This is a genomic window from Streptomyces sp. NPDC001744, assembly GCF_042892575.1.
Classification (GTDB): Bacteria; Actinomycetota; Actinomycetes; order Streptomycetales; family Streptomycetaceae; genus Streptomyces.
In genome coordinates this window covers 52,164-66,278 of record NZ_JBIAUG010000011.1, presented here as the reverse complement: position 1 = coordinate 66,278, position 14,115 = coordinate 52,164, and the positions used below count along the sequence as shown (strand labels likewise).

At 71.6% G+C, this 14,115-nt stretch carries 13 protein-coding genes; 9 read left to right on the top strand and 4 right to left on the bottom strand.

Annotated features, from left to right (window positions below):
* The first annotated feature begins 260 nt into the window (after positions 1-260).
* A complete protein-coding gene (locus ACFYZY_RS15440) occupies positions 261-1,850 on the top strand; it encodes an ABC transporter substrate-binding protein (RefSeq protein WP_388693717.1) in 1,590 nt (529 codons plus the stop codon).
* Between the two features lie 86 nt (positions 1,851-1,936).
* Here the strand turns inward: ACFYZY_RS15440 and ACFYZY_RS15435 are convergent, their stop codons facing one another.
* Together ACFYZY_RS15435 and ACFYZY_RS15430 are read right to left on the bottom strand one after the other, a co-directional pair.
* The gene (locus tag ACFYZY_RS15435; RefSeq protein WP_388693715.1) at positions 1,937-2,608 is read right to left on the bottom strand and encodes a response regulator; all 672 of its coding nucleotides are present in this window, start codon (positions 2,606-2,608) and stop codon (positions 1,937-1,939) included.
* Positions 2,609-2,651: 43 nt separating this feature from the next.
* Positions 2,652-3,554, bottom strand: a complete 903-nt coding sequence (locus tag ACFYZY_RS15430) for a RecB family exonuclease (RefSeq protein WP_388693713.1) — start codon at positions 3,552-3,554, stop codon at positions 2,652-2,654.
* A gap of 180 nt (positions 3,555-3,734) precedes the next feature.
* On the opposite strand from ACFYZY_RS15430, the gene ACFYZY_RS15425 reads away from it, so the two are divergent.
* The 3 genes from ACFYZY_RS15425 (at position 3,735) to ACFYZY_RS15415 (ending at position 6,664) form a co-directional block, all read left to right on the top strand.
* On the top strand, positions 3,735-4,868 hold the full coding sequence (locus ACFYZY_RS15425) for a site-2 protease family protein (RefSeq protein ID WP_388693975.1): 1,134 nt from the start codon (positions 3,735-3,737) through the stop codon (positions 4,866-4,868).
* A gap of 18 nt (positions 4,869-4,886) precedes the next feature.
* Complete coding sequence (locus tag ACFYZY_RS15420; protein ID WP_015032448.1) at positions 4,887-5,774, top strand: tRNA (adenine-N1)-methyltransferase; 888 nt, start codon at positions 4,887-4,889, stop codon at positions 5,772-5,774.
* Between the two features lie 311 nt (positions 5,775-6,085).
* Positions 6,086-6,664 carry a hypothetical protein gene (locus ACFYZY_RS15415; protein WP_388693711.1) on the top strand — a complete coding sequence of 193 codons (579 nt, stop codon included), beginning with the start codon at positions 6,086-6,088 and terminating at the stop codon, positions 6,662-6,664.
* Positions 6,665-6,756: 92 nt separating this feature from the next.
* Here the strand turns inward: ACFYZY_RS15415 and ACFYZY_RS15410 are convergent, their stop codons facing one another.
* Positions 6,757-7,068, bottom strand: coding sequence for a ferredoxin (locus ACFYZY_RS15410; RefSeq protein WP_388693710.1), 312 nt, complete (start codon positions 7,066-7,068; stop codon positions 6,757-6,759).
* Positions 7,069-7,308: 240 nt separating this feature from the next.
* Here ACFYZY_RS15410 and arc point away from each other — a divergent pair, with 240 nt between their 5' ends.
* The 5 genes from arc to prcA all read left to right on the top strand — a co-directional run bounded on the left by arc (position 7,309) and on the right by prcA (position 12,939).
* The gene (arc, locus tag ACFYZY_RS15405) at positions 7,309-9,075 is read left to right on the top strand and encodes a proteasome ATPase (RefSeq protein WP_388693708.1); all 1,767 of its coding nucleotides are present in this window, start codon (positions 7,309-7,311) and stop codon (positions 9,073-9,075) included.
* A 181-nt stretch (positions 9,076-9,256) separates the two neighbouring features.
* Positions 9,257-10,768, top strand: coding sequence for a depupylase/deamidase Dop (gene dop / locus ACFYZY_RS15400; protein ID WP_388693706.1), 1,512 nt, complete (start codon positions 9,257-9,259; stop codon positions 10,766-10,768).
* A gap of 160 nt (positions 10,769-10,928) precedes the next feature.
* Positions 10,929-11,141 (top strand): ubiquitin-like protein Pup, encoded by a 213-nt coding sequence (locus ACFYZY_RS15395; RefSeq protein WP_388693704.1) that lies wholly within the window; start codon positions 10,929-10,931, stop codon positions 11,139-11,141.
* A 161-nt stretch (positions 11,142-11,302) separates the two neighbouring features.
* Positions 11,303-12,142 (top strand): proteasome subunit beta, encoded by an 840-nt coding sequence (gene prcB, locus ACFYZY_RS15390; protein ID WP_388693702.1) that lies wholly within the window; start codon positions 11,303-11,305, stop codon positions 12,140-12,142.
* Between the two features lie 44 nt (positions 12,143-12,186).
* A complete protein-coding gene (gene prcA, locus ACFYZY_RS15385; protein ID WP_388693700.1) occupies positions 12,187-12,939 on the top strand; it encodes a proteasome subunit alpha in 753 nt (250 codons plus the stop codon).
* An 83-nt stretch (positions 12,940-13,022) separates the two neighbouring features.
* Here the strand turns inward: prcA and ACFYZY_RS15380 are convergent, their stop codons facing one another.
* Positions 13,023-14,045: a LacI family DNA-binding transcriptional regulator gene (locus ACFYZY_RS15380; protein WP_388693698.1), complete on the bottom strand. Its 1,023-nt coding sequence runs from the start codon at positions 14,043-14,045 to the stop codon at positions 13,023-13,025.
* Positions 14,046-14,115 lie beyond the last annotated feature (70 nt).

Sequence of the window (14,115 nt, the reverse complement as noted above, 5' to 3'; positions counted from 1 at the left end):
ATGACTATGGAGCGGTCCGCATTCATGATCACTGTGCGATTACCCCCGGCCCCGCCCGTGGTCCGGCAATAGCGGCGCCTCCCACTAATCTTTCGCGAGTACTTCGCCGCATAACCGCGTGCACCGGCGCACACCCAGAACGCCGTGAACACCGGACCGATCGCACCACCCGGCCCGATCGCTCCCGCCCCGACCGGGCGGCAGGCGGCGGAGTGTCCCTGACCGCTGTGACCCAGTGCCGGATGAGGAGATCGTCCCTGATGAACCGCAAGACCCTGGTGCTCCCGGCCGTGGCCGGACTGCTCGTCCCCCTGCTCGCCGCCTGCGGCGGAACGGAGGAGGACCGGGCCATCGTCGTCGGCACCACGGACCAGTTCATCGCCACCGAGGACACCCCCGCCCCCCTCGACCCGGCCTACGCCTACGACACCGGCGCGTGGAACGTCCTGCGGCAGACCGTCCAGACCCTCCTGCACGTGCCCCGCGGCGGCGGCGAGCCCGTCCCCGAGGCGGCCGAGAGCTGCGGCTTCTCCGACAAGGCCGGCGAGAGCTACCGCTGCACGCTCCGCGCCGGCCTCACCTTCGCCGACGGCACCCCGATCACGGCCGAGGACGTCAAGTACTCCGTCGAACGCGTCCTGAGGATCAAGTCGGACAACGGAACGGCCGCCCTCCTCGCGAACGTCGACACCGTCGAGACCCGGGGCGCCAACGGGATCGTCTTCCACCTCAAGACCCCCGACGCCACCTTCCCGTACAAGCTCTCCACCCCGGTCGCCGGCATCCTCAGCAAGGACAAGTACGCCGCCGACAGGCTCCGCGACGGCTTCGAGGTCGACGGCTCGGGCCCGTACACCATGAAGGCCGAACGCGAGGGCGGGAAGGCCACCCGCTTCGTCTTCACCAGGAACCCGAACTACAAGGGCGACATCGTCCCGCGCAACGACAAGGTCGAACTGCGCCCCTACGCCGACGCGACCACCATGGGCAGGGCCCTGGAGGCCGACGACATCGACATGATGGCGCGCTCCCTGTCGCAGAAGCAGGTCAAGAGCCTCACCGAGAACCCCAAGGACGGCATCGAGGTGGTCGAGGTCCCCGGCCTCGAGATCCGCTACCTCGGCTTCAACACCAAGGCCCCCTCCGTCCAGGAGAAGGCCGTGCGCCAGGCGATGGCCGCCGTCGTCGACCGGGGCGCCCTGATCAACCGCGTCTACGGACCCACCGCCGAGCCGCTCTACTCGCTGATCCCCTCCAGCATCACCGGCCACGCCACCCCCTTCTTCGACGAGTACGGCGAGCCCGACACGGACCGCGCGGCCAAGATCCTCAAGGACGCGGGCGTCAAGACCCCCGTCAAGGTGACCCTGAACTACACCACCGACCACTACGGCGCCGAGACCGCCGAGGAGTTCGAGGCGCTCGGCAAGCAGCTCACCGCCAGCGAACTCTTCGACGCCACCGTCAAGGGCGCCGAGTGGTCCACCTTCCGCACCGCCCAGAAGCGCGGCGACTACGCCGTCTACGGTCTCGGCTGGTTCCCCGACTACCCGGACCCGGACAACTACATCGCGCCGTTCCTGGACAGCGACAACTTCCTCAACACCCCGTACGTGAACAAGGTCGTCCGCGACCAGCTCATCCCGCGCTCGCGCCGTCAGGTCGACCGCACCGCCGCCGGCCCGGTCTACGCGCAGATCCAGAAGATCGTCGCCGAGGACGTCCCCGTCCTGCCCCTGTGGCAGGGCAAGCAGTACGTCGCCGCGCGCGACGACATCAACGGGGTCGAGTACGCGCTCAACACCTCCTCCGACCTCCTGCTCTGGGAGCTGGGCCGCGGCACCGTCTGACCCCCGGCCGAGACCGCCGTCCCGCACGGGCGGAGGGGCCCGGCGCGCGTCCCGCGCGCCGGGCCCCTCCGCCGTTCCCGCACCGGCTACTGGCCGCCGGGCCGCACCAGACCGCTCTCGTACGCGTACACCGCGGCCTGCACCCGGTCCCGCAGCCGCAGCTTCGTCAGCACGTGCCCCACATGCGTCTTCACCGTCGTCTCGCTGACGAACAGGTCCGCCGCGATCTCCGCGTTCGACAGGCCCCGCGCCACCAGCTTCAGCACTTCCGTCTCGCGGTCGGTCAGGGTGCTCAGCGTGTCCGGCACCCGTTCCTCGCCCGTCGGCAGGTGCGCCGAGTACTTGTCGAGCAGCCGGCGCGTGACCGACGGCGCCAGCATCGCCTCGCCCGCGGCCACCACCCGGATCGCCTGCACCAGCTCGTTCGCCGGGGCGTCCTTCAGGAGGAAGCCGCTGGCACCGGCCCGCAGCGCCTCCACCACGTACTCGTCCAGGTCGAAGGTGGTCAGCACCAGCACCTTCGCCGGCCCGTCCCGGTCCGGACCGGTGATCCGCCGGGTCGCCTCCACCCCGTCCATCCGGGGCATCCGGATGTCCATCAGCACCACGTCCGGCTGGAGCGCGCGCACCTGCTCCTGCGCCTGGAGGCCGTCCCCGGCCTCGCCCACCACCACGATGTCCCGCTCCGCCTCCAGGATCATCCGGAAGCCGGTGCGCAGCAGCGGCTGGTCGTCGACCAGGAGGACACGGATCGTCACAGGGGCTCCTTCACGGGGCGGGGCGCACGAGGCGGACCGGCCCCTACGGCGCGGGCGGGGCCGGATCCATTCTGCCCTGCCCCGGCCCGTCCGGTTCCGGCGGGCGGACCGGGGTGATCTCCAGCGGGTAGGCCGGGGGAGTCCCGCCGAACTCCGGGCAGACCGCCCGGTGGTCGCACCAGCCGCACAGCTTCGTCGGGCGCGGCCGCCAGTCGCCCGTCTCCGTCGCCAGCCGGATGGCCTCCCACAGCGCCAGCAGCTTCCGCTCCACCCGCAGCAGGTCCGCCTCCACCGGGTCGTACGTCAGCACCTCCCCGCTGCCCAGGTACACCAGCTGGAGCCGCCGGGGGATCACGCCCCTCAGCCGCCGGACCACCAGCGCGTAGAAGGTCATCTGGAACAGGGCGCCGTCCCGGTACTCCGGCCGGGGCGCCTTGCCCGTCTTGTAGTCGACGATCCGCACGTCGCCCGCGGGCGTCACGTCGATCCGGTCGATCACCCCGCGCAGCCGCAGCCCCGAATCCAGCTCCGTCTCCACGAACAGCTCGCGCTCGGCCGGCTCCAGACGCGTCGGGTCCTCCAGCGTGAACCACCGCTCGACCAGCCGCTCCGCCTCGCCCAGCCAGTCGGCGAGCCGCTCGCCGTCCGGGTCCCGCGCGAACAGCTCGCCCAGCTCGGGCCTCGACTCCAGGAGCCGCTCCCACTGCCCCGGCACCATCGCCCGCGCCCTCGGCGCCGTCCGCTCCGCCGCCGGATCGTCGAACAGCCGCTCCAGGACGGCGTGCACCAGCGTGCCCCGGGTGGCCGCCGGACTCGGCTTCTCCGGCAGCCGGTCGATCACCCGGAACCGGTACAGCAGCGGACACTGCATGAAATCGCTCGCCCGGGAGGGCGACAACGACATGGGCGTCCCGGCCGCCGCCGGCACCCGCTCGCTCGTACTCATGCCCCCGACCCTACGACCCGCCACCGACAGCGAGCCGCATACCATCGACCAGGGACCCCGTCGCACTGCATGATCGAACCGTGACGCACCGACGCGGGTCACACCACGCGACGAAAGGAACCCGTGAACCAGGACGAGCCCAAGCCGCAGCGGACCGAGGAGCCCGGCGGCGGCATCCTCATGGGCCGCCCCTTCGGCGTGCCCGTCTACGTCGCCCCCAGCTGGTTCCTCGTCGCCGCCCTCATCACCTGGGTCTTCGGCGACCAGATCGACCGCGTCCTGCCCGACCTCGGCGCCGCCCGCTACCTCGTCTCCCTCTTCTTCGCCGTCGCCTTCTACGCCTCCGTGCTCGTCCACGAACTGGCCCACACGATCGCCGCGCTCCGCTTCAAGCTCCCGGTGCGCCGCATCCAGCTCCAGTTCTTCGGCGGCGTCTCCGAGATCGAGAAGGAGAGCGAGAGCCCCGGCCGCGAGTTCGTCCTCGCCTTCGTCGGCCCCCTCCTCTCCCTCGTCCTCGCGGGCCTCTTCTACCTCACCCTGTACGCCGTCGAGCCCGCCACCGTCCCCGGCGTCCTCCTCGCCGGCCTGATGATCTCCAACCTGATCGTCGCCGTCTTCAACCTGCTCCCCGGCCTCCCGCTCGACGGGGGCCGGATGCTCCGCGCCGTCGTCTGGAAGATCACCGGCAAGCCCATGAGCGGCACCGTCGCCGCCGCCTGGGCCGGCCGCGCCCTCGCCGTCCTCGTCCTGGTCGGACTGCCCCTGCTGACCCGCACCGGACTCCTCGGCAACTCCACCGAGGACATCGGCGGCTTCGAGACCGTCACCGACGCCCTGCTCGCCGCGATCCTCGCCGCCATCATCTGGACCGGCGCCGGCAACAGCCTCCGCATGGCCCGCCTCCGCGAGCACCTGCCCGAGCTGCGCGCCCGCTCCCTCACCCGGCGCGCCATCCCCGTGGAGCCCGGCACCCCCCTCTCCGAGGCGCTCCGCCGCGCCAACGAGGCCGGCGCCCGCGCCCTGGTGGTGGTCGATCCCGCCGGCGACCCCACCGGCATCGTCCGGGAGGCCGCCATCGCCGCCGTACCGCAGCACCGGCGCCCCTGGGTCGCCGTCAGCACCCTCGCCCAGGACCTCACCGACGGCATGCGCGTCCCGGCCGAACTCACCGGGCAGCCCCTCCTCGACCACCTCCGCGCCAGCCCGGCCACCGAGTACCTGGTCGTCGAGGAGACCGGCGAGATCTACGGCGTCCTCTCCACCGGGGACGTCGAGCGGGCCTTCGTCCGGGCCATGGCACGACCCGGTTCGTAACCCCGGTACTCTGGTCGTATGTCCGAACCGACCGGTGCCGCCCGCCGACGCGGGCCCTTCAAGGTCGGGGACCAGGTTCAGCTGACCGACCCCAAGGGCCGTCACTACACGTTCACGCTCGAAGAGGGAAAGAACTTCCACACCCACAAGGGTTCTTTCCCGCACGACGAACTGATCGGCGCCCCCGAGGGCAGCGTTGTCCGCACCACCGGAAACGTCGCCTACCTCGCGCTGCGCCCCCTGCTCCCCGACTACGTCCTGTCCATGCCCCGCGGCGCCGCCGTGGTCTACCCGAAGGACGCGGGGCAGATCCTGGCCTTCGCCGACATCTTCCCCGGCGCGCGCGTCGTGGAGGCCGGGGTGGGCTCGGGATCGCTGAGCAGCTTCCTCCTGCGCGCCATCGGGGACAGCGGCATGCTGCACTCGTACGAGCGCCGCGAGGACTTCGCCGAGATCGCCAAGGGCAACGTCGAGCGCTACTTCGGCGGTCCCCACCCCGCGTGGCAGCTGACCGTCGGCGACCTCCAGGACAACCTCTCCGACACCGACGTCGACCGCGTCATCCTGGACATGCTCGCTCCCTGGGAGTGCCTGGAGGCCGTCTCCAAGGCCCTCGTCCCCGGCGGCATCCTCTGCTGCTACGTGGCGACGACCACCCAGCTCGCCCGCACCGTGGAGTCCATCCGCGAGTTCGGCTGCTACGCCGAGCCGCAGCCCTGGGAGTCCATGATCCGCAACTGGCACGTCGAGGGCCTCGCCGTCCGCCCCGATCACCGCATGATCGGCCACACCGGCTTCCTCGTCACCGCCCGCCGCCTCGCGGACGGGGTCGAACCCCCGATGCGCCGCCGCCGTCCCGCCAAGGGCGCGTACGGCGAGGACTACGAGGGCCCCAACAAGGGCTGACGTCCCGACATCCGCACCGCGCCGCCGTGGGGTTTCCCCCCCCCCCCGGGGTCTCCCACGCCGGGGGGCCCGGGGGGGGGGGGTGGGGGCGCGGCCCGCCCGGGCCCGCCCCCCCCGGGCCCCCCCCCCCCCCCCCCCCCCCCCCCCCCCCCCGCCCCCCCCCCCGGGGGGCCCACCCCCACGGCGGCGTTCCCGTGTTCGAGGCGTTCGGGAAGCGGCCGGACGGGCCCGGCCCCACGGGTGCCACCCCCCTGCGGCGTGTGGCACGATGCCGGGAAACCCGCCGCACCACCCCACAGGAGACGTCTCGCGTGCAGCTCCCCGCCGCCCCGGACCTCACCGACCTCGCGCACACCCACGCCGGGCCGGTGCACTGGCTGGCCACCGCCGCGGCGACCGCCGCGGTCGTCGCCCTCGCGGGACTGCTCCAGCCCGGCCCCGCCGGAGCCACCGCCACCCCGGCCGCCGCCCCGCGCCCGGCCGCGGCCCCGGAGGCCGCCGGGGCCGCCTATCCCCTGGAGTGCGGGAAGGACCCCCGTACGGTCGCGAAGCGGGCCTCCGGGGACCTCGACGGGGACGGGAACCCCGAGACCGTCGCGGTCGTGCGCTGCGCGCCCGGCTTCGGCACCCCGCCGAGCGGCGTCTACGTCCTCACCCGCGGCAGGGAGGCGGGCGCACCCGCGCGCGTGGTGGCCACGCTCGTCGATCCCGGCCGGCACCAGAACGTCACCGAGCTGGCCGTACGCGACGGAGTGGTCCTCGCCACTCTGCTCGGCTACTCGTCCCCCGACGTCCCCCGCTGCTGCCCGGACGAGGAGGAACGGGTCGGCTGGCGCTGGCAGGGGGGCGCCTTCGTCCGCTCCGACGACACCGGCGCGCGCGGCGCCTGACCCCGGACCGCCGGCGCCCGGCCCGCGATTCCTCCGACCGCCGCCCCGGCGCCACCGGTCCGCCCGGCCGCCGCTCCCGGCGCGGCGGGCCCTCAGTCGGCGTCGGGGCCGTACACCTCGACCTTGTCGGCGACCCGCCGCACGTGGATGCAGTCGCCCGGGCACTCCTTCGCCGAGTCCACCACGTCCTGGAGCAGCGGCAGCGGCACCGGAGTCGTGGCGCCGGCGTCCTGGAGGAGCTCGTCGTCGGCGCTCTTCACGTAGGCGAGCCCGTCGATGTCCAGCTCGAAGACCTCGGGCGCGTACTGCGCGCAGATCCCGTCCCCGGTGCACAGGTCCTGGTCGATCCAGACCTCCAGCGCCTCGTCGGCGCCCGTCGCCGGGGCCTCGTTCTGCACGGTCATTTCTCCTGCCGTTTCCGCTTGGCGCGATAAGTCGGGCCACCCGTGGCGGGTGTTGGCCACAGACGACGATACAACCGCCCGCTTCCGGACGCCGAAGGGTGGGTATTCCCCTGGCGAGAGGGGAAGCGCAAGGGTGAAGATCGGACACACCCCGGAGTCTTTTTGATCTAGGGGTTTCAATCACCACCCACGCAGGTAGGGTCAGGAAGCGTCCAGCTCCCCTTGGAGGAGGTGAGGACCGTGGCAGCCCACGACGACGACATCAACCGCGGCATCCGGCCGGGGCGAGGGTCTGAGGACCCCGCCGGCCAGGTTGCCTATCTCGAGCAGGAAATCGCCGTCCTGCGCCGCAAGCTCGCCGACTCTCCGCGTCACACGAGGATTCTCGAGGAGCGGATCGTCGAGCTGCAGACCAACCTGGCCGGTGTGTCCGCGCAGAACGAACGTCTGGCGAACACGCTCCGTGAGGCCCGCGACCAGATCGTGGCCCTCAAGGAGGAGGTCGACCGGCTCGCGCAGCCGCCGGCCGGCTTCGGTGTCTTCCTGCAGGCCAACGAGGACGGCACGTGCGACATCTTCACCGGCGGCCGCAAGCTCCGGGTGAACGTCAGCCCGAGCGTCGAGCTCGACGGGCTCAAGCGCGGCCAGGAGGTCATGCTCAACGAAGCGCTCAACGTGGTCGAGGCCATGGAGTTCGAGCGCGCCGGCGACATCGTCACCCTCAAGGAGATCCTGGAGGACGGCGAGCGCGCCCTGGTGGTCGGGCACACCGACGAGGAACGGGTGGTGAGACTCGCCGAGCCCCTGCTGGGCATCACCATCCGCTCCGGCGACGCCCTGCTGCTCGACTCCCGCTCCGGCTACGTCTACGAGGTGGTCCCCAAGAGCGAGGTCGAGGAACTCGTCCTCGAAGAGGTGCCGGACGTCGACTACGAGAAGATCGGCGGCCTGGGCAACCAGATCGAGCTGATCCGCGACGCGGTCGAGCTCCCGTACCTCTACCCGGACCTCTTCAAGGAGCACGAACTGCGGCCGCCCAAGGGCATCCTGCTCTACGGGCCGCCCGGCTGCGGCAAGACGCTGATCGCGAAGGCCGTCGCCAACTCGCTGGCCAAGAAGGTCGCCGAGGTGACCGGCCGGCCCGCGGGGAAGTCCTACTTCCTCAACATCAAGGGACCCGAACTCCTCAACAAGTACGTCGGCGAGACCGAGCGGCACATCCGCCTCGTCTTCCAGCGTGCCCGGGAGAAGGCGAGCGAGGGCACCCCCGTCATCGTCTTCTTCGACGAGATGGAATCCCTCTTCCGCACCCGTGGCTCCGGTGTCAGCTCGGACGTGGAGAACACCATCGTCCCCCAGCTGCTCGCCGAGATCGACGGCGTGGAGGGCCTGGAGAACGTCATCGTCATCGGCGCCTCCAACCGCGAGGACATGATCGACCCCGCGATCCTGCGGCCCGGCCGGCTCGACGTGAAGATCAAGATCGAGCGTCCGGACGCGGAGGCGGCGAAGGACATCTTCGCCAAGTACCTCACGGGCAACCTGCCGCTGCACGAGGACGACATCTCCGAGCACGCCGGTTCCAAGGCCGCCGCCGCCCACGGAATGATCCAGTCCGTGGTCGAGCAGATGTACGCGGAATCCGAGGAGAACCGCTTCCTCGAAGTCACGTACGCCAACGGCGACAAGGAAGTCCTGTACTTCAAGGACTTCAATTCCGGCGCGATGATCCAGAACATCGTGGACCGGGCCAAGAAGATGGCCATCAAGGACTTCCTCGACCACAACCAGAAGGGCATCCGGGTCTCCCACCTCCTCCAGGCGTGCGTGGACGAGTTCAAGGAGAACGAGGACCTGCCCAACACCACCAACCCCGACGACTGGGCCCGCATCTCCGGAAAGAAGGGCGAGCGGATCGTGTTCATCCGTACGCTCGTCACCGGAAAGCAGGGCGCGGACACCGGACGCTCCATCGACACGGTGGCCAATACCGGTCAGTACCTGTAGAAAGCCCGCCGGCTGCGGATGTCCGGAAACCGGGCATCCGCAGCCGGCGCGTTCCACCCGGTGTTCCTCCGGCGGTACGGGGGAACACCGCGAACGATCTCCCTACGAGCGCGGAGCCGATCCAGGCTCTTCGGTACCGCCGAGTCGCGCACAGTGAGCGCCGCCGGGCAAGGAGGGCCGCATGACCGTACGGCGAGTAATGGGCATCGAGACGGAATACGGGATCTCCGTCCCGGGACACCCGAACGCCAATGCCATGCTCACCTCGTCCCAGATCGTCAACGCCTACGCGGCGGCGATGCACCGGGCGCGCCGGGCCCGCTGGGACTTCGAGGAGGAGAACCCGCTGCGGGACGCCCGGGGCTTCGACCTCGCCCGCGAGGTGGCCGACTCCAGCCAGCTCACCGACGAGGACATCGGCCTCGCCAACGTGATCCTCACCAACGGGGCCCGCCTCTACGTGGACCACGCCCATCCGGAGTACAGCTCACCCGAGGTGACCAACCCGCGCGACGCCGTCCTCTGGGACAAGGCCGGCGAGCGGATCATGGCCGAGGCGGCCGAGCGCGCGGCCCAGCTCCCCGGGGCCCAGCCCATCCACCTCTACAAGAACAACACGGACAACAAGGGCGCCTCCTACGGCACGCACGAGAACTACCTGATGAAGCGGGAGACCCCCTTCTCGGACATCGTGCGCCACCTCACCCCCTTCTTCGTCTCCCGCCAGGTCGTCACCGGGGCGGGACGGGTCGGCATCGGCCAGGACGGGCGGGAGGACGGCTTCCAGATCAGCCAGCGCGCCGACTACTTCGAGGTAGAGGTGGGCCTGGAGACCACCCTCAAACGGCCCATCATCAACACCCGGGACGAGCCGCACGCCGACGCCGAGCGCTACCGCCGCCTGCACGTGATCATCGGCGACGCGAACCTCTCGGAGATCTCGACCTACCTCAAACTGGGCACCACCGCGCTGGTCCTGTCGATGATCGAGGACGGCTTCATCACCGTCGACCTCGCCGTCGACCAGCCGGTGCGCACCCTCCACCAGGTCTCGCACGACCCCTCGCTCCAGTACCTGGTCCCGCTCCGCAGCGGCCGCACGCTCACCGCCGTCCAGCTCCAGATGGAGTACTTCGAGCTGGCCAGGAAGTACGTGGACGAGCGGTACGGCACGGACGCGGACGCGCAGACCAAGGACGTCCTCAGCCGCTGGGAGGACACCCTCAACCGGCTGGAGAACGACCCGATGAGCCTGGCCGGCGAACTCGACTGGATCGCGAAGCGGGAGGTCATGGAGGGCTACCGGCGCCGCGACGGCCTGGACTGGGACGCCGCCCGGCTGCACCTGGTGGACCTCCAGTACGCGGACGTGCGCCCCGACAAGGGCCTCTACAACCGTCTGGCGGCACGCGGGCGCATGAAGCGGCTCCTGGACGAGTCCGAGGTGGAGCGGGCCGAGACGGCGCCGCCCGAGGACACCAGGGCCTACTTCCGGGGCCGCTGTCTGGAGCAGTACGCCGACGACGTCGCCGCGGCCTCCTGGGACTCGGTGATCTTCGACCTGCCCGGCCGGGACTCCCTCCAGCGGGTCCCCACCCTGGAACCGCTGCGGGGCACCAAGGAGCACGTGAAATCGCTCCTGGACCGCTGTCGTACGGCCGAGGAACTGGTGCGCGTGCTCTCGGGCGAATGAACCGGGGGCCCGGGACGGGCCTGAAACGCCCCGGTCCTGGGAATCATGGAATCAGCGCCCGGGCGTTGTGGAAACCACGAGGCCGAAGTCGGACCCGACCTATAGGGTCTGATCTTGCAAGGACTCAACCGAGCGGGCCGATTCGAGCGGGGTGAGGGATATGGCGACCAAGGACACCGGCGGCGGACAGCAGAAGGCGACGCGTTCCGCGGAGGAGGTCGAGGAGACCACCACGGAGGCGGACTCCGACCTCCAGGAGCGCCAGGAGAAGCTGAGCGAGGACGTGGACTCCGTCCTCGACGAGATCGACGACGTGCTCGAGGAGAACGCCGAGGACTTCGTGCGCTCCTTCGTCCAAAAGGGTGGCGAGTAACCGCCGCGCGCACCTGTCGTCCTCCGTCCCCGGAGCCCCGGAGAAAGCCGTGGGCCCGGGGACGGGTGACAGGCTGTGGCACGGGTAAGGTCCGTGCACAGCAAGCAAGATCGGCCCGCGCGTCCCACGGCGGGCCGACTCTCCCACCCGGAAGGAATCGCGTGGAAGCCAACCCTCGTAGCACCGGGCGTCTGCCGGCGGCCTTCCTGACGCCGGGCTCGTCCTCGTTCATGGACTTCCTGTCCGCGCACGCGCCGGAACACCTGCCCGGCAACCGGAGGCTGCCGGAGGGCGTCGTCGAAGCCCCCCACGGCACCACCATCGTGGCCGCCACGTTCCCCGGCGGGGTGGTGCTGGCCGGCGACCGCCGCGCCACCATGGGGAACATGATCGCGCAGCGGGACATCGAGAAGGTGTTCCCGGCCGACGAGTACTCCGCGGTCGGCATCGCGGGCACCGCCGGCCTGGCGGTGGAGATGGTCAAGCTCTTCCAGCTGGAGCTGGAGCACTTCGAGAAGGTGGAGGGCACCACGCTCTCCCTGGAGGGCAAGGCGAACCGCCTGTCCACCATGATCCGCGGCAACCTCGGCATGGCCATGCAGGGCCTCGCCGTCGTGCCGCTCTTCGCGGGCTGGGACGAGAGCAGGGAGAAGGGCCGGATCTTCTCCTACGACGTGACCGGCGGCCGCTCCGAGGAGCACGGCTTCGCCGCCACCGGATCGGGTTCGATCTTCGCGCGGGGCTCGATGAAGAAGCTCTACCGCGACGACCTGACCGAGCAGCAGGCCACCACGCTGGTCGTGCAGGCGCTCTACGACGCGGCGGACGACGACTCCGCGACCGGCGGCCCGGACATGGCCCGCCGGATCTTCCCCATCGTCACCGTCATCACCGACGAGGGCTTCCGCAGGCTCGGCGAGGCCGAGTCCTCCGAGCTGGCCCGATCGGTCACCGAGCGGCGTCTCGTGCAGCCCGACGGGCCGCGCGCCGCCCTGCTCTGACCACCCGTCGCTCCAGAAGCCCAGAAGAAAGGGACGGACCGCCGGTGTCCACTCCGTTCTACGTCTCACCCCAGCAGGCCATGGCCGACCGGGCCGAGTACGCCCGCAAGGGCATCGCCCGCGGCCGCAGCCTCGTCGTCCTCCAGTACGCCGACGGCATCGTCTTCGTCGGCGAGAACCCGTCCCGCGCCCTGCACAAGTTCAGCGAGATCTACGACCGGATCGGCTTCGCGGCCGCCGGCAAGTACAACGAGTACGAGAACCTCCGCATCGGCGGTGTGCGCTACGCCGACCTGCGGGGTTACACCTACGACCGGGGCGACGTCACCGCGCGCGGCCTGGCCAACGTCTACGCGCAGACGCTCGGCACCATCTTCTCCAGCGCGGGGGAGAAGCCGTACGAGGTGGAGCTGGTCGTCGCGGAGGTCGGCACCGAGCCGGAGGGCGACCAGATCTACCGGCTGCCGCACGACGGCTCGATCGTCGACGAGCACGGCTCGGTCGCGGTGGGCGGCAACGCGGAGCAGATCGGCTCCTTCCTGGACCAGCGGCACCGGGACGGCATGTCCCTGGCCGAGGCCCTGAAGCTGGCCGTGCAGGCGCTCTCGCGGGACACCAACGGCAGCGAGCGGGACATCCCCGCCGAGCGCCTGGAGGTGGCGGTCCTGGACCGCACGCGCCCGCAGCAGCGCAAGTTCAAGCGGATCGTCGGCCGCCAGCTGTCGCGCCTCCTGGAGGCGGACAACGCGGCGGTGGCGAAGACGGACGAGCCCTCCGACGAGGCTCCCGAGGAGTAGGCGGTACCACCCCCGGGGGTCCCGGCGCGCGCGAGCGGGCCGGGACCCCTTCGCGTGTCCGGGGCACGTGTCCGGGGCGCGGCTCAGGCGGCCGGCGCGGGGCCGGAGGAACCGCGGGGCACCAGGGAGACCGGCAGCAGGTCCGGCGGTGCGGGCTCGCCCGCCAGGACGGCGAGGAGGGCGGCCATGCCCCGCTCCCCGACGTGTTCGGCGGGCAGCGCGACGGTGGTCAGCTCGGGCTCGACGGCGGTCGCGAGCGCCAGGTCGTCGAAGCCGGTGACCGAGACGTCCTCGGGGACGCGCAGCCCGCGCCGCCGCAGGGCCTTGCAGGCGCCCGCCGCGAGGATGTCGTCGTCGCACACGAGGGCGGTGGGACGGGGCCCGGGGGCCGCGAGGACCCGCTCGGCGGCGGCCGTCGCGCCGCGCACGTCCAGCGGGGCGCGGACGGTCCGCACCGACACGCCCTCCCCGCTCAGGGAGCCGGCGAGGGCGGCGGCCCGGACGTCGAAGGTCCAGGAGTGCACGGCCGAGGCGAGGTGGACGAAGCGCCGGTGGCCGAGCGCGAGCAGGTGGCCGGTCACCTGGCGCATGCCGTCGGCGACGTCCAGGTTGACGTGGGCCGCCGCGCTGCCGGCCGGGTCGCTGTCCAGCATCACCAGCGGCAGGTCGGTGCCCCGGAAGGCCTCCAGGGCGTCCGTGGCCATCGAGGAGGCGATCACCCCGTCGAGGGCGGCGCGGGCGGAGGCGAAGGGGTCCTTCGCGGGGCCGATGCCGTCGGGGGAGGGGTAGAGGACGACGCCGAAGCCGTGCCGGGCGGCGACGGCCGCGGCCCCGGTGTAGACCCGGGCGAAGAACTCGTTGGTGAGGGCCGGCACGACGAGCAGGGCCGTCCGGGTGCGGCCGAGCCGGAGGTTGCGGGCGGCCAGGTTGGGCCGGTAGCCGAGGCCCCGGGCGGCCTCCCGCACGGCGCCGGCGGTGCGCTCGGAGACCCGGCCGCGCCACTTCTCGCCGAGGACCAGGGAGACGGTGGCCTGCGAGACGCCCGCGGCCCGGGCGACGTCCCGGCTGGTCGGGCGCGTGCCGCCGAGCGGCTCCGGGGTCTGCACACAAGCCTCCGCGTCGGACGGTCCGGGAGCGCGGGGTGGACCCGCGCGCAGCCGCCATGGTACGTATGAG